This window comes from Asticcacaulis machinosus, assembly GCF_028550435.1.
Lineage (GTDB): Bacteria > Pseudomonadota > Alphaproteobacteria > Caulobacterales > Caulobacteraceae > Asticcacaulis > Asticcacaulis machinosus.
Map to the genome: position 1 here is coordinate 178116 of NZ_JAQQKV010000004.1, position 20051 is coordinate 198166.

The 20051-nt window shown below is 56.2% G+C and carries 19 protein-coding genes and 1 tRNA gene; 8 read left to right on the forward strand and 12 right to left on the reverse strand.

Translation table 11 applies throughout. The features are described 5' to 3' along the window. Nucleotides 1-133 precede the first annotated feature (133 nt). Entirely contained in the window at nt 134-694 is a 561-nt protein-coding gene (locus PQU98_RS16095; RefSeq protein ID WP_189485811.1) for an HNH endonuclease, read from the forward strand. Nucleotides 695-697: 3 nt separating this feature from the next. After that, nucleotides 698-1024: a hypothetical protein gene (locus PQU98_RS16100; RefSeq protein ID WP_272745985.1), complete on the forward strand. Its 327-nt coding sequence runs from the start codon at nt 698-700 to the stop codon at nt 1022-1024. Here the strand turns inward: PQU98_RS16100 and PQU98_RS16105 are convergent, their stop codons facing one another. The 6 genes from PQU98_RS16105 to PQU98_RS16130 form a co-directional block, all read right to left on the reverse strand. Beyond that, nucleotides 1025-1501, reverse strand: a complete 477-nt coding sequence (locus tag PQU98_RS16105) for a DUF1003 domain-containing protein (RefSeq protein WP_272745986.1) — start codon at nt 1499-1501, stop codon at nt 1025-1027. It abuts the gene before it with no gap. Then, nucleotides 1498-2103, reverse strand: a complete 606-nt coding sequence (locus tag PQU98_RS16110; RefSeq protein WP_272745987.1) for a demethoxyubiquinone hydroxylase family protein — start codon at nt 2101-2103, stop codon at nt 1498-1500. Before PQU98_RS16110 ends, PQU98_RS16105 begins: the two co-directional genes overlap by 4 nt. 30 nt (nt 2104-2133) lie before the next feature. Further along, entirely contained in the window at nt 2134-2724 is a 591-nt protein-coding gene (locus PQU98_RS16115; RefSeq protein WP_272745988.1) for a disulfide bond formation protein B, read from the reverse strand. Nucleotides 2725-3228: 504 nt separating this feature from the next. Continuing rightward, a tRNA-Leu gene (locus PQU98_RS16120) sits at nt 3229-3313 on the reverse strand. 116 nt (nt 3314-3429) lie between these two features. Continuing rightward, complete coding sequence (locus tag PQU98_RS16125; RefSeq protein ID WP_272745989.1) at nt 3430-4329, reverse strand: hypothetical protein; 900 nt, start codon at nt 4327-4329, stop codon at nt 3430-3432. 124 nt (nt 4330-4453) lie between these two features. Continuing rightward, on the reverse strand, nt 4454-4915 hold the full coding sequence (locus PQU98_RS16130) for a MarR family winged helix-turn-helix transcriptional regulator (RefSeq protein ID WP_272745990.1): 462 nt from the start codon (nt 4913-4915) through the stop codon (nt 4454-4456). 266 nt (nt 4916-5181) lie between these two features. Between PQU98_RS16130 and PQU98_RS16135 the strand changes: the two genes are divergently transcribed. Further along, nucleotides 5182-5763, forward strand: a complete 582-nt coding sequence (locus PQU98_RS16135) for a YqaA family protein (protein ID WP_272745991.1) — start codon at nt 5182-5184, stop codon at nt 5761-5763. 190 nt (nt 5764-5953) lie between these two features. Here PQU98_RS16135 and PQU98_RS16140 read toward each other — a convergent pair whose 3' ends face one another. The 5 genes from PQU98_RS16140 to PQU98_RS16160 form a co-directional block, all read right to left on the reverse strand. After that, the gene (locus PQU98_RS16140; RefSeq protein ID WP_272745992.1) at nt 5954-7576 is read right to left on the reverse strand and encodes a response regulator; all 1623 of its coding nucleotides are present in this window, start codon (nt 7574-7576) and stop codon (nt 5954-5956) included. Between the two features lie 155 nt (nt 7577-7731). Further along, nucleotides 7732-8310 (reverse strand): chemotaxis protein CheB, encoded by a 579-nt coding sequence (locus PQU98_RS16145; RefSeq protein ID WP_272745993.1) that lies wholly within the window; start codon nt 8308-8310, stop codon nt 7732-7734. Then, a complete protein-coding gene (locus PQU98_RS16150; protein WP_272745994.1) occupies nt 8310-9146 on the reverse strand; it encodes a CheR family methyltransferase in 837 nt (278 codons plus the stop codon). The genes PQU98_RS16145 and PQU98_RS16150 overlap by 1 nt, the downstream gene beginning before the upstream one ends. 8 nt (nt 9147-9154) lie before the next feature. Continuing rightward, the gene (locus PQU98_RS16155; RefSeq protein WP_272745995.1) at nt 9155-12634 is read right to left on the reverse strand and encodes a response regulator; all 3480 of its coding nucleotides are present in this window, start codon (nt 12632-12634) and stop codon (nt 9155-9157) included. A gap of 45 nt (nt 12635-12679) precedes the next feature. Further along, nucleotides 12680-13057, reverse strand: coding sequence for a response regulator (locus PQU98_RS16160; RefSeq protein ID WP_272745996.1), 378 nt, complete (start codon nt 13055-13057; stop codon nt 12680-12682). A 410-nt stretch (nt 13058-13467) separates the two neighbouring features. Here PQU98_RS16160 and PQU98_RS16165 point away from each other — a divergent pair, with 410 nt between their 5' ends. The 4 genes from PQU98_RS16165 (at nt 13468) to PQU98_RS16180 (ending at nt 17507) form a co-directional block, all read left to right on the forward strand. Next, complete coding sequence (locus tag PQU98_RS16165; protein WP_272745997.1) at nt 13468-15120, forward strand: phosphatidylglycerol lysyltransferase domain-containing protein; 1653 nt, start codon at nt 13468-13470, stop codon at nt 15118-15120. Between the two features lie 259 nt (nt 15121-15379). Next, nucleotides 15380-16258 carry a division plane positioning ATPase MipZ gene (locus tag PQU98_RS16170; RefSeq protein WP_272745998.1) on the forward strand — a complete coding sequence of 293 codons (879 nt, stop codon included), beginning with the start codon at nt 15380-15382 and terminating at the stop codon, nt 16256-16258. Between the two features lie 13 nt (nt 16259-16271). Further along, nucleotides 16272-16721 (forward strand): J domain-containing protein, encoded by a 450-nt coding sequence (locus tag PQU98_RS16175; RefSeq protein ID WP_272745999.1) that lies wholly within the window; start codon nt 16272-16274, stop codon nt 16719-16721. A gap of 27 nt (nt 16722-16748) precedes the next feature. Beyond that, on the forward strand, nt 16749-17507 hold the full coding sequence (locus PQU98_RS16180) for a M12 family metallopeptidase (RefSeq protein ID WP_272746000.1): 759 nt from the start codon (nt 16749-16751) through the stop codon (nt 17505-17507). Between the two features lie 58 nt (nt 17508-17565). Here PQU98_RS16180 and PQU98_RS16185 read toward each other — a convergent pair whose 3' ends face one another. Beyond that, nucleotides 17566-18207: a hypothetical protein gene (locus PQU98_RS16185; RefSeq protein WP_272746001.1), complete on the reverse strand. Its 642-nt coding sequence runs from the start codon at nt 18205-18207 to the stop codon at nt 17566-17568. 638 nt (nt 18208-18845) lie between these two features. Here PQU98_RS16185 and PQU98_RS16190 point away from each other — a divergent pair. Next, on the forward strand, nt 18846-20045 hold the full coding sequence (locus PQU98_RS16190; protein WP_272746002.1) for a reverse transcriptase domain-containing protein: 1200 nt from the start codon (nt 18846-18848) through the stop codon (nt 20043-20045). Nucleotides 20046-20051 lie beyond the last annotated feature (6 nt).

The following is a 20051-nucleotide window of genomic DNA, read 5'->3' on the forward strand; positions in this document are numbered from 1 at the left end:
TGTTTCTTTTTCGATGAATCAGGTTCTTAATATCGGTGTGGATAACCACTGACGACACATAAGGAGGCCGCGTCTTCCCCGAACCTTGTCGCTTACCCGCCCTGACCCCTTACGCGATGCGAAGGAGGCGGCGATGAATATTTTAAAAAGCCCCCCATCGGACTGGCGCGCCCTTGTGCTCAATTCCGATTTCCGGCCGTTGAGCTATTATCCCTTATCGACTCGTCCGTGGCAGGAAGTCGTCAAGGCGGTTTACGAAGGCCGCGTCGATGTCGTGTCGACCTATGACCTCGAAATCCGCTCGCCCTCCATGTCGATGCGCCTGCCCAGCGTCATTGCCCTTAAATCCTATATCGATCAGAACCGCCCGCCGGCCTTTACACGCTATAATGTGTTCCTGCGCGATAAGTTCTCGTGCCAGTATTGCGGTGCGCGGCATGACCTTACCTTTGACCACGTGGTGCCGGTATCCCAGGGCGGAAAGTCGACCTGGCAGAACATCCTGACGGCCTGCGCCCCGTGCAACTTGCGCAAAGGGGGAAAAACTCCCCAGCAAGCACGTATGATGCCGACAAAAAACCCACACCGGCCAACAATGTATCAGCTACAGGAGCTGGGGCGTCGTTTTCCGCCTCACTATCTTCACGAAAGTTGGGTAGATTACCTGTATTGGGACACTTTGCTGGAGGCATAAAATATGCCCATTCGGTTTGAGCTGGATCGCCGTAAATTCGGCGTTCTGCACTTTGCGTTGTCGGGGGAACGGGCAGCCGAAGGTTACAGGGCGGTTAAGCGTGATGAGTTTGACAGTGCGTTACAATCGGCTCTCAAGGTCAGGTTGGAGACCCGCCGTGAACGCCTGTTTGGCCCGAAAGTGACCCGCTTTACCTTTCAGGGAGAGCCGGTAACGGTGCAGGCCGCAGCCAATGGTGACGTTCAGCTTGAACTGGGCGATCTTGATGATGATGTGCGCGAAACCATTATCGAAAAACTGCGTCACAGCCTGGAATTCATGAATATCTGATTAGTCGGGTTTTGTTGTCTCTTGCGCCACGCGGGCGTTGCGTTGCGTCTGTAAGGATTCAACCAGCTTGATCAGGCGGTTGATGTCGTCCTCGCGCATCAGGTCAATCTTCTGGTGCAGGGCTTCGATATCCAGTTCGGCTTTCAGGTTGACGTCGTAATCCAGTTTCGCCTTGCCGCGGTCAATATCAGACTGGCGGTTCTGCGACATCATCAGGATCGGCGCGGTAAATGCCGCCTGAAATGACAGGGCCAGATTGAGCAGGATAAACGGGTACGGGTCCCATGCCTTGATCCAGGCAAAAACATTGACCACGATCCAGCCAAACAGCAGCACCGACTGAATAATGATAAACCGCCATGACCCGACGATGGCGGCGATTTTGTCGGCCATGCGGTCACCGAATGACAGCTCAGGTGTCTTACCGTGCAGGTGGCGCAGGCTAAACGCACGCACCTTATCGGGATCAATGGTCATATTTTTTCGCTGATCTTGATGGCCAGCCGGCAGCCCGCCTGTACCACGGCCGACAGCAGCGGGTAGGCGGGGGCTTGATGGGCGCCGGCACTGATCGCATGATCCTTATGGCCGATCTCGTCGTCGCGGAACTTGGTCAGCTCGGCGGCAAGATCGGGCTCGCGGTCTTTCAGATCCTCGATCTGTTCGGCATAGTGCTGCTCAATAACGCTTTCGACCGCTTCGGTGCAGGCGTGGGCCGCCTTTGGGCCCAGCAGCGCGGTGCCAACCCCAAGTCCCATCGCCGCCAGCCGCCATACCGGCGTCATAACCGTTGGGCGGACGTCGTGTTCGCGCATCAGGGTGTTGAAGCGATCCAGATGCACCTGTTCTTCAAACTCCATGCGCTTGAGGTCTTGGCTTAAGGCCCGTTCCGGTGTGGCGGAAAAGACCATGCTCTGGGCGCGGTAGATGTGAACGGCGGCCAGTTCACCGGCATGATCGACGCGCAGGATTTCAGCCAGCCTGTGGCGCACAGCGCCCTTACCCGGACGGGGTGGCACACCTGACGGCGTGGGCGTGGCCGCTTCGGGGATTTCTTCGACCAGAATATCGTCACTCATGGCAGGTTTCCCGCTGGCTAAACAAAAAGCCTATTTTGTCAGGTTTTTAGGGCGGCGGAAGAAGTATTTTAGTCTTAAGGAAGCGATAAAGCTCAATACCGCCAGAATAGCGGAAATGATCGCATTCCATCCGGCCATGCTCAGGCCCCACATTTTCCAGGCGATCACATCGCATTGCGGGATGGTGATCGGCGCGCCCGATAGCAGAGCGGCCATAGAATCGATGCTGATATCATCACCGCCGCCGGTGCAGGTTTCGGGGCCCGGCCACCATTTCAGTTCGACCCCGGCGTGAAACAGGGCCAGAGCCGCGCCGGTGGCGAAGATGGCAAACAACACAAAGGCAAACACCCGCGGCGGCCCTTTGGCGCCGGTAAACAGCGCCCAGACGCTGGCGATCAGTGAGACCACCACCGCGATCCAATAGATGTCACGCTGCTTAAGACACAGATGGCACGGATCAAGTCCGCCGAATTTCTGAAAGGCATGGGCCGTCATCAGCAGGGCCAGCGAGGCAATCAGGGCCGTAATCGTCCACCAGCGTCCGAACAGAAGGGCTGCCCTCATGCTGGCTTTCTGGCTGGCTTTTTGAGGGTCGGTATAGAGGGTTGAAGCGTTCATCAGGTATCCGCACGCAGTCTTAGAGCGTTTTCCCCTCAAATGTGATCATCTGAGGGATTAGAAAGAGCGACTAAATAAAAACTTAGAGCTAATTTGATCGAAATTCGCTCTAAGTCCGCCGCGCCTTATGGCGGCGACTATAATGCAATAGATTTAAGGCTTTGTCGCACCGTTTTTAGTTAATGTCCGGATTGCTTGGGGAAAGCCGGAGGTTACGGCTGAGCCCATTTGGGTGAGGCGCGGATAATGGAGTGGGAAGGGGAGTTGCCTCAAACTCTGATAGCGACCAAGCGGGAGCGCAGGCTACGTGCCGCCAAGGCGCTTTGCGCCTGAACGGCAACAAAAAAACCATTTCTGCCTTCGCAGAAATGGTGCAGGGAGTCGGCGTGAAATCAAACCTCAGCACCCGACCGGGTGCCGGCGAGCGCTCAAAGCCTCCGCGGAGCGGTGAGCAAACCGCGCGCCAATCTTGGCGCGCTGCGAACATAAGCGTGAGCGAAAAGATGGTGCCCCCGGTCGGACTCGAACCGACACACCTCTCGGTACCGGATTTTGAATCCGGCGCGTCTACCAATTCCACCACAGGGGCCCGTGTGCACGGAGATATAGTGCGGTAAGGACGGCGGTGATAAAGGCTTTTTTAGCCCCACGCAAGCCTAAATCCGTTGCCATTCACAGCCTTAAGCCAGAGCTCTAAATCAGAGCCTACGCGAGTCCGGGTCGGCGGCGCTTCTTGGGTGGGGGCGGTGTCGGATCCGGCTCAGGTGCGGCCCGTCGGGCCGCTTCGGCGGCGGGCGGCGGGGCTACGGCATAGGTGGGGGCGGGGTGATGCCCCCCTGAATGCGAACCTGAATGCGGCCCGTCACCTTCCGGCGAGTTCTTGAACGGATTGCGGCGACGTCGCGGGCGCGCTGAACCATCAAGCGACACACCGAACAAGTCGATTTCCGGTTTCAGGTCTTCGGAATAGAGCAGTTCTTCTTGCGCTTCGGTGATCATCTTGATCACGCCCGGCTTGTTGCGCCAGAAGCCTTCTAACTGATCAACCGACACACGGATCGCGGCCCAATGTTCGGTGTAATGCAGATGTCCGCTCTCTTTGCCGGTATAGACCTGCGCGGGAGAGACAATGCCTACCGGCGGTGTGCCGGGCGTTGTACCGCCGAAATTGAGATTGACCGGAACCAGGATCGTTCCGGCTTCGCCATCCTTGCCTTTTTTGACTTCGGTTTTACCTTCGACGGCCTTTTTGATGGGCTCAATTTGCTTTTTGAGTTCCCCGCAAACACTAAGGGTTTTACCAAGGCGTTCATCAATGACTGACAGCAGATACTTGGCCGCGTCATAGGTTTCACCGGACGTCGAGACCACGACCTTATCTATGGCGCGTTTGATAGCTTCGTAGATATTGTTGGCCGACCTCAGACGCTGATGGCGCAAGGCTTTACGGGTATCTGATTTGCCTTTGGCGTAGGCCGCCCACAACAGAAACGCCAAAATAAGCGCAATGACGATGGCAAGGAACAGCAGGCTGAGATCATAGGATACGGTCTCATACGCGAAGTCGTTAGGATCTTCCGCCGGAGTAAATGAGTCGTACCTCATAGCCATGTTCAGAACTTTCCCCCGCCTGCGTCGCCATAACCGTTAACACAGCGATAAGGTTAACACAAACGCTCACGCTCTGACGAGTCCTAGCTGCCTGAATGGCGAAAGTTATGGCGCCAAATCACTTGGACTTGTCGTTTTGCACCGCCATTGCGGCGTCTTCGACACGGCGCAGGAGATCCTTCAACACTGAAACTTCTTCCGGGCTCAGGTTGGACAGGACGACCTTTTCAAACTCAACCGCCGAAGGGGCGACATCGGCAAACAGCCGCTCGCCCTCAGAGCTCAGGATCAGATGGTGTGAACGTCCGTCATATTCATGGGGCGCGCGGGTGATCAGGCGGCGTTTAGCCAGAGCCTGTGCGGCGCGGGAGATCGTGACCTTATCCATGCCGGTGCGCTTGACCAGCGCCTGTTGGGTTGAAGGGCCGTCTTCGTTCAGTACCCAGATCAGCCGCCATTCCGGAATTTTCAGCCCGTGGATGCTGTCGTAGGCGGTTGAAATAAGCGTGCTGACGGCGTTCGACGCTACCGATAAGCGGTAGGGCAGGTAATCATCAAGCGCAAGCTTACTCACCGACATATCAAACAACCTCCTGAAGGGTATGGAAAATCGTGCGCAGATACATATCTGCACATTATGGTTTTATAATTGTCATCTTTATGCCTTGCCGCAACCCTTAACACAAATGAGTTTTAGTTAATTCGCCAGAGAACTCCGCTAAACAGAGAACTCCGCTAAACCGCCACAGTCTGAAATAAACTTCGCCCATAGCGACAAAGCCGTTTGCTTGGGGATGGCAACATGCCATAGGAACCTGTCCTTTATTTCAAGCCAAAGATTTTAACGTGCTGCGCCCCATTTATAACTGGATGATCAACCTGGCGGGCAGCCGCCATGCCGAAAAGGCGCTGGCCGTTGTGTCGTTTGCGGAAAGCTCATTCTTTCCCATTCCGCCCGATGTCATGCTGGCGCCGATGGCGCTGGCGCGGCCGGACAAGGCCTATCGCTATGCGATTGTCTGCACCATTGCCTCGGTTCTGGGGGCGTTACTGGGCTATGCCATCGGTTATTACCTTGAGCCGGTCGGTATCTGGCTGCTGAAACTGTTTGGTTACAGCGATGACCTGTCGAAATTCCATGATTTCATGGCGCAGTGGGGCCCGTGGGTTATCATCGCCAAGGGGCTGACCCCCATTCCGTTCAAGCTGGTGACCATTGCGGCGGGGCTTGGGCACATGAATCTGGGCATCTTTATCGCCAGTTGCATTATCACCCGTACGCCGCGGTTTTTGCTGGTGGCGTATCTGCTGAAAAAGTTCGGCCCGGAAATCACCCATCACATCGAAAAGCGCATCTATACGGTGTCGGCCATCGCGCTGGCGGTGCTGGTTCTGCTGATTGTCGCCATCAAGATGATCCCGCACTAGGTTGTGGTGACAAATTAACTTTCAGGATGTTTCTCCTCCCCACTCGTGGGGAGGTGCCGAGTTTACGAGGCGGAGGGGTATTTCTTACGGTCAGATATACCCCTCCGTCAGGCCTCCGGCCTGACACCTCCCCATGAAATGGAGAGGAGAAAAGGCAATAAGTTTTGAAATCTTAAATTGTCACTACGCACTAGATTGGGCCATCCGCAGCCGTCTGCGCGCCCTGAATATCGCCCAGCAACTGCGTAAAGCGGTCTAGGCTTACCGGTTTGGTGACATGGTGATCAAAGCCGGCCTCAAACGCGGATTGGCGGTCGCGTTCCTGGCCCCAGCCGGTCTGGGCGATGATGACAGTGTCCTTAAGCGCTTTGTGCTTACGCAACTCACGGCAGACCTCATAGCCGTTCATGCCGGGCATACCGATATCGAGCAGGATGACATCTGGCGGGGTGGCTTTGGCGGCGGCAATGGCGTCCATGCCGTCATGAACCATGCGCGCCTGATGGCCGATCAGTTCCAGCATCCAGCTTGTCGTCTGGGCCGATTCGCGGTTGTCATCGACGACCAGCACATCGAGCGGCGCACCGGCCTTGGCGGCAGGCTCAACGCCTTCGGGCGCTACGCCTTCCAGATCCGTGACGGGCAGACGAACGGTGAAGGTTGAGCCAAGACCCGCGCCCTCACTGTCGGCTGTGATGGAGCCTGCGTGCATCTGCACCAGCCGGTGCGCCAGCGCAAGGCCGATACCTAACCCGCCCTGCGACAGGTTAAGGTTGCGCTCGACCTGGGTGAACAGCTCAAACACTCTGGGCAGCATATCTTTTTCGATGCCCAGACCGGTATCGGTCACAATAATGCGGGCTTCATGACCGTCACGCGTCAGGGTCAGGCGGATATGGCCGCCGTCAGGGGTATATTTGGCGGCATTGTTCAACAGGTTTGAGACCACCTGCGCCAGCCGCGTCAAATCCCCGTTTACGGGTATAGGCTCGTCCGGCAGATCCAGCGTAAAGCTGTGGCCGCCGGCATCGATCGCGGGACGGCTGGTTTCCAGCGCGGCATTAATCACGTCTTGCAGGGCAATCCGTTCACGGCGCAGATCAATCTTGCCCTGACTGACCCTTGAGACATCCAGAAGGTCATCGATCAGGCGCACCAGATGGGTCATCTGGCGGTCCATCATATCGCGCACTTCATCGGCAATCTTAGGGTTGGGCGACATTTTGAGGATATGCAGGCCGTTGCGGATAGGCGCCAGCGGGTTTCTCAGTTCGTGAGCGAGGGTGGCCAGAAACTCATCCTTGCGCCGGTCGGCGTCCTTAAGGGCTTCGGCGTATTTGCGGCTCTCATTGAGCAGGCGGACGTTTTCCTCAAAGGCCGATTGAAGGGCGTCGCGCTGGGCGGCGATGTGCTGTTTCTGGCGGTAAAGCTCAAAAAATACCTCGACCTTGGACTTGAGGATATCCGGCTCCAGAGGTTTTTGCAGGAAATCGACGGCGCCGGCCTCATAGCCACGGAACCGGCGGCTGTGGTCGGTCGTGCCCGCGGTCAGGAAAATGATCGGCACGCGCTTGGTGCGCTCAGACCCGCGCATCATTTCCGCCAGTTCAAACCCGTCCATCTCCGGCATCTGCACATCCAGCAGGGCGAGGGCGACCTCCTGCTTAAGCAGAATTTCCAATGCTTCGGGCCCGGAGCGCGCTTTCAGCAGCACCAGCCCTTCACGCCGCAACAGGGCTTCGAGAGAGAGCAGGTTCTCAGGAAGGTCATCCACCAGCAGAATATGAACAGGGTTTTTCAGTCTATCGGGCATTTTACCATTCGGTCATTAGGTCATAATTCTCCTCCCCATTTTATGGGGAGGTGTCGAGTTTACGAGACGGAGGGGTATCTTTACGAGCGGTATCCCCCTGCGTCTGTTCGCTGTGCTCACAGCCACCTCCCCACGCTAGCGTAGGGAGGAGATTTTTAAGCGGCCTTTTTCAATTCTAATAGAATGTCGTCTAAATCTAAAATCAATGCGGAGGGGCAGGCTTCGATCGCCGCTTCGGGCATGGCGCGGGCAAAGGCGGACTGGGGTGTCTGGATAAATCCGGCGCCTCCCGCGGCCATGACCGCTTTCAGGCCCGCCGCACCGTCATTATTGGCGCCGGTCAGGATGACGCCTATCAGGCCGTCACCATAGGCATCTGCCGCTGTTTCAAACAGAACGTCAATGGACGGGCGTGAAAACAGCACGGGTTCTTCGGAAGATAGCGACAATTCATAATTGCCTTCGACCAGCAGGTGATAGTCCGGCGGGGCAAAATAGACGCAAGCTCCCTCAATCGGCGTTTTATCTTCGGCCTCGATCACCCTGATTTGCGATTTTTCCTCAAACAAAGGCGCGATCAGGCTCTGGCGATGGGGCGGGACGTGAATAACGACCATGATCGGCAGCGGATAATCGGCGGGGAGGTGGGGCAATATGGCCGACAAAGCTTTTAAGCCTCCGGCCGAGGTGCCGATCACGACCGCCTGATAGGGTTTACGCGCCGGGGCGGGCATCAGTGTGCCCCCCGCTTCTGGTACAGGCGTTCATCGCGGGAGAAGTCGCTGAAATCATCGGCATGGGGGGAAAAGCGCAGGGTTTCTTTCGAGCCGAGCCCCAGAAACCCGCCGCGTGTGAGAGAATCGCGAAACAGCCCAATCGCCCGCCCTTGCAGGTCTTTGTTGAAATAGATCAGCACATTACGGCACGACACCATCTGGGTTTCGGCAAACACCGCATCCGTGACCAGCGAGTGGTCGGAAAACACCGTGCGTTTTCGCAAACTCTTGTCAAACGTCGCCGCCCCGTAACCTGCGGAATAATAGTCTGACAGGGACGATTTGCCGCCCGACAAGCGGTGGTTTTCGGTAAACAGCCGCATCCGCTCCAGATCATAGACACCCGCTTCGGCCTTACGCAGGGCCTCAGGGTTGATATCGGTTGCATAGAACATGGTGCGCTCTTCAAGGCCCTCTTCGCGGAACAGGATGGCAAACGAATAAAGCTCCTCACCGGTTGAGCAGCCTGCGATCCACACCTTGATCGACGGATAGGTCTTAAGATGCGGCACGACCTTTTCGCGGATGGCCCTGAAATAGGCCGGGTCGCGGAACAATTCGGACACCTGCACCGTCAGATAGGTCAGCAATTCGTCCATCATGCCGGGTTCATTCAGCACCTTGTCCTGAAGCTGGGAGAACGAGCGGCAGTCAAACCGCTCGCGGGCCTGATTCAGCCGGCGCTTGACCGATGCCATCGCATAGCCCCTGAAATCATAGTGATATTTCAGGTAGATCGCCTCCAGCAGCAGGCGTAACTCTATGTCTTCGGTGCGGGCGATGGGGTTAGGCATGGCTTATCCTATCTGGGCATCCACACCCGTACCAGCGACACCAGCTTTTCGACATCCAGCGGTTTGGCCATATAGTCGTTGGCACCGGCGCTGATGCAGCGTTCCTGATCATCCTTCATAGCCTTGGCGGTCAGCATGATCACCGGCAGTCTGGCCCAGTCCGGATTTTTTCGGATTTCACGCGTGGCGGTCAGGCCGTCCATTTCCGGCATCATGACATCCATCAGCACCAGATCGACGGAGGTTTTGGCCGACGCTTGAGACGTGTTCAGCGACTCCAGCGCCTCACGGCCATTGCGGGCAATCTGGACGATGGCCCCCAGCGGTTCAAAGATGTTGGTGACAGCATAGACATTGCGCACGTCATCTTCGACCACCAGAATCCGGCGCCCTTCCAGCATGGCGTCGCGGTTCTTGGCCTTTTTGATCATCTTTTGCTGTTCGGGCGACAGCTCGGAGACAACCTTATGCAGGAACAGGGTGACCTCATCCAAAAGCCGTTCCGGTGACTTGGCGCCCTTGATGATGATCGATTTGGAATAGCGGCGTAAGCGCTGCTCATCCTCGGAATTGAGGTCGCGCCCGGTATAGACAATCACCGGCGGGAAGGAATAGGCGTCTTCCTGACTTAGGGTCTCAAGCAGCGAATAGCCGGACTGATCGGGCAGGGACAGATCCAGTACCATGCAGTCAAAGGTCTCTTCTTTCAGTTTTTCAAGGCACTCGGCAGCGGTTCCGACCGCTACGGTTTCCACGTCCTTGGTTTGGAGCAGGCGGGCCACGCTGTCGCGTTGGACGTCGTCGTCCTCCACGATCAAAATCCGGCGCACGCCGGCGGTCAGGCGGCTCTCCAGCGCCTTGAACGCCTCAACCAGTTCGTCGCGCTTGACGGGTTTCAGCATATAGCCGATCGCCCCCAGGGACAGGGCCGCATGGGTGTAGTCGTCAGCGGAGACCACGTGAACCGGAATATGGCGGGTACGCGGATCACGCTTTAAGCGGTCAAGCACTGACAGGCCCGAATGATCGGGCAGGCCGACATCCAGCACCACGGCCTGCGGCAGGTACTGACGGGCGACACTCAGAGCGTCTTCGGCAGAGTGGGCCACCAGACAGGCAAAACCCAGTTCGTGGGCCAGATCAAACAGGATGCGCGCAAAGGCCTCATCGTCCTCAACGATCATAATGGTCCGGCTGTTGGCGGTGAGTTTGTCGCGGTCGTCCTGAGCCGATGAGGTGGTCTCAAAGGTTTCAGGCAGCGGGGCCTTGCGGGCCTTGACGCTCGCTTTCGGGGCGGGGTGCGGTGCCAGGGCCGTCATGCTGGCGGGGACAGTTGCGACGGGCAAGGGTACATCGCGGGCCTCAACCTCGGCCGGATCATAGGTCTGCGGAATGGTGATAGTGAAGGTCGAGCCCTGACCATAGGTGCTTTGCAGGGTGATCGCGCCGCCCAGCAGACGGGCCAGTTCGCGCGAAATCGACAGCCCCAAACCGGTGCCACCATATTTGCGGCTAATGGTGCCGTCGGCTTGCCGGAAAGCGTCGAACACCGTCTTTTGGTGGTCTTCGGAAATGCCAATGCCGGTATCGGTGACGCTGAAGGCAATCTTGCCGTCAGCCGCCGGTTTCACCGTCAGGCGGACCTCTCCGCGTTCGGTAAACTTAAAGGCATTGGACAAAAGGTTTTTCAGCACCTGCTCCAGCCGCAGGCGGTCGGTTTCAACCATATCCGGCACGCCCGGTTCGATTTTTGTGATAAACCTAAGGCCCTTATCGCCGGCCACCGGATCAAAGGTGCGGGTCATGTCGGTGACCAGACGCTGCACTGATACGGTCTCGGCGCGAATTTCCATCTGTCCGGCCTCGATCTTGGACAGGTCGAGAATATCGTTGATCAGCAGCAGCAGGTCATTGCCCGACGACTGAATGGTGCGGGCAAATTTGACCTGTTCGTCGCTCAGATTACCATTCGGATTGTCACCCAGCAGCTTGGCCAGTATCAGCGACGAATTGAGCGGGGTGCGCAGCTCGTGCGACATATTGGCCAGAAAATCTGACTTATAGCGGCTGGCCTGTTCCAGTTCTTGTGCCTTGAGGGTGATCTCGGATTGCGAACGCGACAGGTCGTCGCGCTGGGCTTCCAAAAGCCGGGTTTGCTCGGACAACTGCACATTGGTCTGTTCCATTTCAGCCTGCTGCTGTTCAAGGCGCAGGTGCGATTCCTTAAGCGCGCGGCTTTGTTCCTCAAGCTCTTCGTTATTGACGCGCAGTTCTTCGGACTGGGTCTGTAACTCTTCGGACTGGCGCTGGGTTTCTTCGAGCAGGTTTTGCAGGGAGGCGCGGTAATTGGCAGACTTAACCGCAACGGATATAGATTCCGCCGCCCGCTCCAGCAGGGGCGCAATCAGGTGCGACATCGGGTTTATAAAGCCCAGTTCGATTACGCCATCGATCTGATCATCGGACTTAGACGCCGCCAGCGCCAGATGGCGCGGTCGCCATTGCCCCAGGGCGGTGCCGACGGTCAGGGCATCAGTATCCGGCGTGTTTTCAACCGTGATGATCCCGCCCTTAAGGGCCGCCTGACCCAGAAGGCCGTCACCGGGACTGAAGGTGGCGGGCAGGTCATTCTGCGGCGGCACGCCAAAGGTGGCCACCTGTTTGAAAATGCCGCCGTCCTTGGCGTAAAAGGCTGCGGCATGGGCGCCGGTGAACTCGCACAGGAAGGTCAGCAGGTTATTACCCAACTGGTCAAGGCGCTGTTCGCCCAGCATGGCCTGACTTAAGCCGACCTGACCGGCTTGCAACCATTCCTGACGCCGGCGCTCACTGGTTGAGCGGCGCACGATCACCGCGATGATAAAGGTCAGGATGACACCCAAAATAGCCGCCACCGCTACGCTGAGTATGGTGGCCTGATAGGCGCGCTCCATCTCGGCCAGACGCTGCGTCCGCCGCTGGCGCTCAGCGACCTGCATGTCATTGACCTGCGCCCGGATCGCGTCCATGTAATTTTTGCCCAGATGGCTGATGACCTCGTTCTGGGCTTCGATAAAGCCCTCCTTGCGCCGGATATCCAGCGTGCGGCTAAGTTCCGCGGACTTAGCGGCCACCAGCCCCCTGAGGACGGCAATCCTTTGTTTCTGGTTGGGGGTATCATTCATCAGGCGGTCAAGCTTGGTCAGTTCGGCCTCGGCGCTGTTCACGCCATTGGAATAGGGCACCAGATAGGCGCTGTCGCCGGTAATGATAAAGCCGCGCTGGCCGGTTTCGGCATCCTTCATCGACGACAGAACCTCACTCAGCCCCAGCAGGACATCGTGGGTTTGGGTGACCTGAAGGCTGTCGCGGTTAAGGGTTCTGATATTGCTGTAGGATACAAAACCGGAGCCGACGAAAAACAGGCCGACAAAGATAAGGCTCAGTAAAACCCAAAGATCAGCGCGCGCCGACCGGTCGACAAATGAAAATATATCGGCGCGTTTCATAACGAAGCGGCGTCCCCCAAGATGTAAGAATTTTACAAGTGGCGCTTAAGCCGCAGAACTGAGGCTCTGGGCTATGTCATCCAGTAGCGCCTGTAATTTTTCAATATTGGCCGGTTTGACAATGTGGTGGTGAAAACCGGCGTCTTCGGCCATCTGACGGTGCTCCGGTTCTGAACGCCCGGTTTGGGCAATGAAAATGGTCTGCGACAGGGCCGGGTCGGCGCGCATCTGACGGCACAGATCATAACCGCTCATGCCGGGCAGGCCGATATCCATGATGATGACATGCGGCTTATAATCAGCGGCCGTGGCAATGGCAGAGCCTGCATCATGGCTGAAGCGGTAGTCGTGCCCGAACATCTCCACGATCCAGCCGGTGGTCTGGGCGAGGGCTTCATTGTCCTCAACGATCAGAATATTCATAGTCCTCAGTCCCCACGCTCAGGCGCTTGAAAGCGCTTATGACGCAAGCGCGCCTGTTTGATTTGCAGTCAAGGAAGCTAGAGCATTTCAAAACTGGTGGCAATATTATAAAGGCGGAATTATGACTAAAAATGATTGATTTATCATTTGTTTATAATTTTTTGGCGCATTTTTTCGGGTTAATGATGTTTGATCGCGGGTATTTTATTTGTAAAAGTTTATTGTTAACTATATTAATCTGAATATTTTTCAAATTTGTAATTATTTATTTTGTAGTTGTTTCATATTTTGAATAGTTAATACGATTTATACGTATTTTTATATTGCCATTTAAATAATTGCCTGTGAGACGCACGGGCGGGCTATGATAGCTCAGGGCCGTGACAGATTCGGCCGGATCAGGTGTAATTATGGCCAGTCGGTTCAGCGTTCATCAGCTTTTGGTCGATACCGCCACCCAACTTGTGCCCAAGGTGTTCGGGGCGATCATTTTCGTGGCCGGTGTGGCCCTGCTGCTGCTGGTGCTGACGCCGATTGATCCTGATACTTTGCCGGTGGTGCAGCGCCTGTTGCCGCTGCAACTGGTCGAAGTGTCCCACATGGCGGGCACGGCGATTGCGGTGCTGTTGATACTTGTGGCGCGGGGGTTGTGGGAGCGGGTCGATACGGCCTGGTATATGGCGATTGCACTGCTGCTGCTGGGGGCGGTGGTGTCTCTGACGCGTGAGCTGGCGGTGGTGCCGGCGGTGGTGCTGGCGGTGTGCGCCGCCCTGCTGGTGCCGTGCAAGCAGGCCTTTCGACGCAAGTCCCAGTTGCTGACGCTTAAGCTGCGGCCCCTGTGGATGGGGGCGATTGCCGTGACCCTGCTGGTGATCGGGCTGGGCGGTTTTTATGCCTATGAGCAGGTGCCCTATGCCCACAAACTGTGGGGGCAGTTTGAGTATGAGGCCTCGGCCTCGCGCTTCCTGCGGGCTCTGGTCATCATGGCGGTGACGGTGGGTGTGTTTGCGCTCTACCGCCTGTTCGGCGTGGCGCGCACCGCCCCGCCCATGCCGGATGAGGACGACCTCAGCGACCTGCATGAGGTGGTGACGGAATCGGTCAATCCGCAGGCGTGGCTGGCCCTTTTGCGCGATAAGCACATCCTGTGGAGCGATGACCGAACGGCCTTTGTCATGTACGGCATCAGCGGCAAGCAGTGGGTTGTCATGGGAGAACCCGTCGGAGATGAAGCCCACCGCACCCAACTGTGCTGGCAGCTTAAGGACATGGCGTCTCTGGCGCGCGCCAGACTGTCCTTTTACCAGATAACGCCCGCCATGCTGCCGCTGATCATCGATCTGGGGCTTACCCCCTACAAGATCGGGGAGGAGGCGCTGGTTGATGTTCAGGCCTTTTCGACCGCGGGCAAGAAGGGTATGAACCTGCGTCAGACCCTGAAGAAATATGACGCCACGGCGACGTTTGAGATCATTGAGCCGGAACAGCTTGAGCCTGAACTGCCGCGCCTGCGCGAAGTCTCCGATACCTGGCTGAAATCCAAGGGGGCGAAAGAAAAGAAATATTCGCTCGGCTTTTTCGATGAGGCCTATATCCGCCTGATGCCGGTGGCGGTGGTGCGCATGGACGGTAAGATCATGGCCTTTGCTAATCTGTGGCCGACCGGCGACCGCAGTGTGCTTAGTCTCGATCTGATGCGCTATGATCCGGAAAGTCCGCATGGCATTATGGAATATCTGTTCCTGCAACTGATCTTTTACAGCCGTGACGCGGGGTATCGCTATTTCAGCATGGGGCTGGCGCCGCTGGCCGGGCTTCAGGCCTCGCCGCTCAGTCCGGTCTGGTCCAAGCTGGGCTCGCTGATCTATACGTTCGGCGGCGAAATCTATAATTTCGAGGGGCTTCGGGCCTATAAGGAAAAATTCCGGCCGCAGTGGCAACCGCGTTACTTTGCCATAGCGGGACGAGAGACGGCTCTGGTGCCCGCTCTGATCGCCCTGGCGGCCTTAGGCATTAAGTCCGACAAACCGCATCTGGTGAAGGGTTTGGTTAAGAGAATGTAAATTTTGTGTGCAAAAGCCCGCCTCATCCCTATGTTTGGTGTGTCGGGTGCATTGACCAAGGCTATCATACCGCGACATTAGGGGGATATATTCATTCTTCCTTCTCCGCCCCATTTTATGGGGAGGTGCCGAGTTTACGAGGCGGAGGGGTATCTTTCGTATAAAATACCCCTCCGTCTGGTCGCTATGCTCACAGCCACCTCCCCATCTTAGCCAGGATGGCTCGATAGGGAGGAGAAAATTATCAGGAGTAAGACGTTTGGCGTTCAATAAACAGGCACAGGGTCCGGCGCGTATTCTGGTGTTCGGCAATGAAAAAGGCGGGGCGGGCAAATCAACCGTCGCCATGCACATCGCCGTGGCCCTGCTGCATCAGGGTAAGTCGGTGGCCTTTATCGACCTTGATCTGCGCCAACGCTCACTTGCGCGCTTTTTCTCAAACCGTAAGGCGTGGGCGGCTGCCAATGGCAAGGACCTGCCGCAGGCCTTTGAGCCGTTCCTGCATGATAATCCCGCCAAGCTGGTCGATGCGCCGCAGGATGAAGCCGTGGCCGCCTTTGACCGCGCCCTGGGTGAGGCGCTTGAAACCTGTGACATGGTGGTGATCGACACACCGGGCGGGGATTCGGCCATGTCGCGCCGCGCCCATATGTGCGCCGACCTGATCCTGACACCGATGAACGACAGCTTTATCGATTTTGACCTTTTGGGGCAGGTCGATCCGGTCACCCTCGACCTCAAGCGGCCCTCGATCTATTCCGAAACCGTTTGGAATGCCCGTAAGCACCGCGCCGTCGAAAACGGTCAGAGCATTGACTGGGTGGTCTTGCGTAACCGTCTGGCTACGACCGAAGCGCGTAACCGTAAGCGCGTCGATGAACGGGTGGCGGCCCTGTCCAAGCGAGTGGGTTTCAGGGTATCGGCGGGCCTGCGCGACCGGGTGATTTATCGTGAGTTATTCCCGTTTGGCCTGACGGTCGCCGACTTAAGCAGTGATGTCCGGCCGGTCGCGGTGTCTCTGGCCCATGTGGCGGCACGTCAGGAATTGCGCAGCGTGATGATTGAGCTTAATCTCGAACAGGGTGCCCAGATTGCGGGCGCTGTCGATGAGGATGAGCGCGAACGCGCTCAGGCGTAAGGCTTAAAGGTTGATGATCTATATTCTGGGTGCGCTGCTGGGCGGGTTTGCCCTTCTGGTCTGGCTGGGCCGCAAGGCCAAGGCCGGAACGCTCAAGCCCGGCCCGTGGATTCGTCAGGGCGGCACCATCAATGCCATACTGGCGCTGATGACCTTGATTTCAGGAGGTATGAGCGTGTTTCGAGGACAGTGGATCATCGGTGGCGCGCTTATTCTGCTGGCGCTGGCGTTTTTAAGCGGGACGCGCTTTCGCTACGAAGGCGACAAAAGCCCGCAACCGGCCCGCACTGACATGACGCGGGCGGGGGCCTTCAAGGTTTTGGGCCTGACCGAAGGGGCCGACCGCAAAGCCATACTGAGCGCCTATCGCCGGCTGATGAAGGATGCCCACCCCGACCTGGGCGGCACCAAGGAAAAGGCTGCGGCGCTCAACGCCGCGCGCGATATTCTGCTGAAATCTTAACCTGTGGTGTGGGGGCGGGTTCTCCTGTTGTGGCTGGTATTGGCGGTGCCGGTAAAGGCGGCGGCGATCGAAGACCTGACCCGGCCGTGGCCGGGTGCGGTCGTGCCTTACAAGCTTGATCCGGTCATCTTAAAACGCGCCGGCGCCAAGGGGACTGATTGCCGGAACTGGCGCGACTGGAGTGCGGCGACGCAAGGGCATAAGGTCTGCCGCGCCATGTCGGAATGGCAAGCCGAGACCGGCGTGCGCTTTGTGCCGTACACTAAGGGCGCAAAGTGGCTGGATATCCGCACGTCCGATAACCGCACCAATGCGACTTTGGGTTACAGCGTCGTCAACTGGGTCAATGTGGAACCGCGCGCAAGCTACGGCGCGGTGCTGCATGAATTTGGCCATGTGCTGGGCCTTACCCATGAGCATATGCGCCCCGACCGCGACGACTATATCGTGCTGGCGCCATTCATTGGTGATAGCCTTAAGGGCTGCAATCCGGTGGAGGCCATGTGCCGGGACATATTGCTGAATTTCCCGCGTCATGGCCGCCTTCAGATGAAAACCGACTATGATCCGTGCTCCCTGATGCACTATCTCAGCCATCAGGGGCCGCGCTATCCGGATGATCCGCGCTGGCGGCAGGCCTTTACTCTGACGCGGGCAGGGGCGGCGCGTATGGATGTCTGTTCCGGGCAGTTTCAAGCCCGTGAGGCCCGCTGCCGCAAGGTCGGCCAAAAATGCGCGATCACTGAGGATGATGCGGCCCTTGTGCGCCGGTTTCATGGCGGGTAAACGCATCCCGAAAAGTGTGCAGCGGTTTTCGGATCCAGATGCGCGTCAAACGAGGATATCAGGGCGGAGCCGAATAGGTGCCGGAGTTGGGGCCGGAGCGGTTTTGGGGGCGGGCGGTTTTTTCGGCCAGTTTTTCAGCTAAGCTGCGCGGGGCACGTCCCAAGGCCCACTGGATGCCGTTGGGCCAGCAGCCGGGGCAGTGGTCATCCATGCCGCTGTTGGCATTGATCTGCGGGTCGTGGAAGTGATGCAGGCCATAGTTGGGATCGGTCTCATCATAGGGCGTGCCGTCGGGCCAGACGCCGTGCGCCTCGGCCTGTGCCTTATGGATGCGGTCAAGGCGCGTGCCGATGATCTCGGCCATTTCGAGAAAGGCCTGCGCTTCGTGGTCGATGCGCTCAGCTTCGCTCAAACCCTCCAGATCGTCGTCATCGGTGTCGTCGCGTGAAGCGCGGCGCGAGGGGCCAGATGCGGTAGTCGTGCGCGGGGTGGGGGGCAGCTTTTCCGCTGGTTCGCCGTAAAGCTGCACCAGCATGGCGTCGCAGGCCTTGACGGCCTTATGGGCGCGCTCCGCCTCAAGGAAGCTGTCGGGCATGGGGATCATCTCGACCGCCTCCAGCAGCCGGTCAGCATAGGCGCGCAACCGCGCACGTCGCGTTTTCAGCGCGTCGGCGTCAGTGATGTCCGGGGCGGAGTCCATCCGGTGATGATGGGGGATAGCGGGGGTAGGGGGGATAAATATGCAATAGGTTAAGAGTATTTCTTGAATTGTTGAATGTTTATACCTACTTTATACAAGTCCGATTTGTATCTCACGTCGTGGCTACCGTCGCCTCTTGGAAGTGGCATCCGATCCTCGCGCCAGCGTGGAAGCCGGGTGCGCGGAGATGGTTCCAGATGCTGTATCGCGAGAAGCATGCAGTTCTGAAACGTTATCGAAGGAGGAATGTTTCATGCTTGATAAGCTTGATCAGGATCAGGCCATGAGCTTAAATGACGGAGACCAGGCGGGCGGGGAGCCTTTTCGGGTAGATATTTCCATTCGTTCCCGTTTTGTTCTTGGTGGGGGCGGCAAGCTTAGTGTTGCTATTGCGAGTAGAGTTTCATATTCTTTTATTTTCGCGGTAGTACTTCTGGGGGCGAACTTTTGGGGGCCAAATGCCGACTCAAACCGTCGCCTCTTGGAAGTGGCATCCGATCCTCGCGCCAGCGTGGAAGCCGGGTGCGCGGAGATGGTTCCAGATGCTGTATCGCGAGAAGCATGCAGTTCTGAAACGTTAGCGCTACGGAACTCCCCTCAAGGGCCGCACCTGAACTTGAGGGGGGAGAGCGCAAAAAGTGTCTGAATATTTTAGCAAAAAATTAATCAAGGAAGTTTGGAATCATAGCAAAGATGCTAAGCGTTCGACTGCAGGGGCGCCTGGTGTTGACGGTATCTCGGCCTTAGATTTTAAAAGAAACTTGGACGAAAATATTGATCTGATTTATCAGGAGATCAAAACAAAAACTTTTCGATTTAATCAACTGAGGTTGGTTAAGCTGCCGAAGGGTGATGACGCTTTTCGTATCATTGCAATTCCTACTGTTCGCGACAGATTAGTGCAAAGAGTCGTACTGCATTATTTTTCGAAAAGACCAAAACTAAGTCCTGCTACAGAAATCAGTTACGGAAGCATCAGTGGCAGAGGTGTAAATAATGCCCTTAAAGCAGCCGTTAAATTCAGAGATGAAGCCCCCATTGCACTGCAAACTGATATTACAAAATTTTTCGATACTATTGATCGTTCAAAACTAAAAAAATCTATCCCTACGACCATATGTAAGTCAGTACGAGAAATCATTTTAAAGGCAATTGATTGCGAAATTAAGACTCGTGATAGTGAGGATTCTAATATTCTCTATAAAAATGAAATTGTAACTGGAAGAGGGCTGCGTCAAGGAATGCCTCTTTCTCCATTGCTATCAAATTTCTTTCTCAAAAAATTTGATAGCTGGTTGCTAAAAAATGAAACACGCTGTGTTAGATATGTTGACGATATATGTGTGTTTAAGAATACAGAAAAAGAATGTTTGCAGTTATTAGGGGAGATGAAAGAGAAACTTCTCAAATTAAAGCTAAATATACCTGAAATAGAAGCAGCTACAAAAACTAATATACATCATAAAACTGATGTCGTTGAATTGCTTGGGGTGGAAATTAGGTATACACAAAAAGGCTATGGAATATATCCGCAAACTAAAAAATTGCCAAAAATACAACTTGAGTTTGAAAAAATTGGCACTGTGAAATTCTGCGTGGATAACAAATATACAATGCACAGATTGATGCAGAGATTAGATTCAATGGCAGATGGTTATCGCCATTCATTGAGAAACGTAGAAGGTACAAGGGACTATCTTAATACGATTGACTCTTTTAAAGACAAGCAAAAGGCTGCGTTTTTAGTGGAGTTTTTTGGTGAGTTTCTTAACAGCTTGGACGCTTCTGGTCGTGCAATTTTAGGTTTAGATCCATTTAGTTCTACACAGAAGCGTTGACATGAG

Coding starts and splice junctions, on each gene's coding strand:
- PQU98_RS16125 (WP_272745989.1), bottom strand. CDS start 4,329: ATGAGGTACGACTCATTTACTCCGGCGGAAGATCCTAACGACTTCGCG.
- PQU98_RS16105 (WP_272745986.1), bottom strand. CDS start 1,501: ATGACCATTGATCCCGATAAGGTGCGTGCGTTTAGCCTGCGCCACCTG.
- PQU98_RS16100 (WP_272745985.1), top strand. CDS start 698: ATGCCCATTCGGTTTGAGCTGGATCGCCGTAAATTCGGCGTTCTGCAC.
- PQU98_RS16145 (WP_272745993.1), bottom strand. CDS start 8,310: ATGCCCGCCCCGGCGCGTAAACCCTATCAGGCGGTCGTGATCGGCACC.
- PQU98_RS16175 (WP_272745999.1), top strand. CDS start 16,272: ATGATCTATATTCTGGGTGCGCTGCTGGGCGGGTTTGCCCTTCTGGTC.
- PQU98_RS16160 (WP_272745996.1), bottom strand. CDS start 13,057: ATGAATATTCTGATCGTTGAGGACAATGAAGCCCTCGCCCAGACCACC.
- PQU98_RS16155 (WP_272745995.1), bottom strand. CDS start 12,634: ATGAAACGCGCCGATATATTTTCATTTGTCGACCGGTCGGCGCGCGCT.
- PQU98_RS16140 (WP_272745992.1), bottom strand. CDS start 7,576: ATGCCCGATAGACTGAAAAACCCTGTTCATATTCTGCTGGTGGATGAC.
- PQU98_RS16130 (WP_272745990.1), bottom strand. CDS start 4,915: ATGTCGGTGAGTAAGCTTGCGCTTGATGATTACCTGCCCTACCGCTTA.
- PQU98_RS16165 (WP_272745997.1), top strand. CDS start 13,468: ATGGCCAGTCGGTTCAGCGTTCATCAGCTTTTGGTCGATACCGCCACC.
- PQU98_RS16150 (WP_272745994.1), bottom strand. CDS start 9,146: ATGCCTAACCCCATCGCCCGCACCGAAGACATAGAGTTACGCCTGCTG.
- PQU98_RS16115 (WP_272745988.1), bottom strand. CDS start 2,724: ATGAACGCTTCAACCCTCTATACCGACCCTCAAAAAGCCAGCCAGAAA.
- PQU98_RS16095 (WP_189485811.1), top strand. CDS start 134: ATGAATATTTTAAAAAGCCCCCCATCGGACTGGCGCGCCCTTGTGCTC.
- PQU98_RS16110 (WP_272745987.1), bottom strand. CDS start 2,103: ATGAGTGACGATATTCTGGTCGAAGAAATCCCCGAAGCGGCCACGCCC.
- PQU98_RS16185 (WP_272746001.1), bottom strand. CDS start 18,207: ATGGACTCCGCCCCGGACATCACTGACGCCGACGCGCTGAAAACGCGA.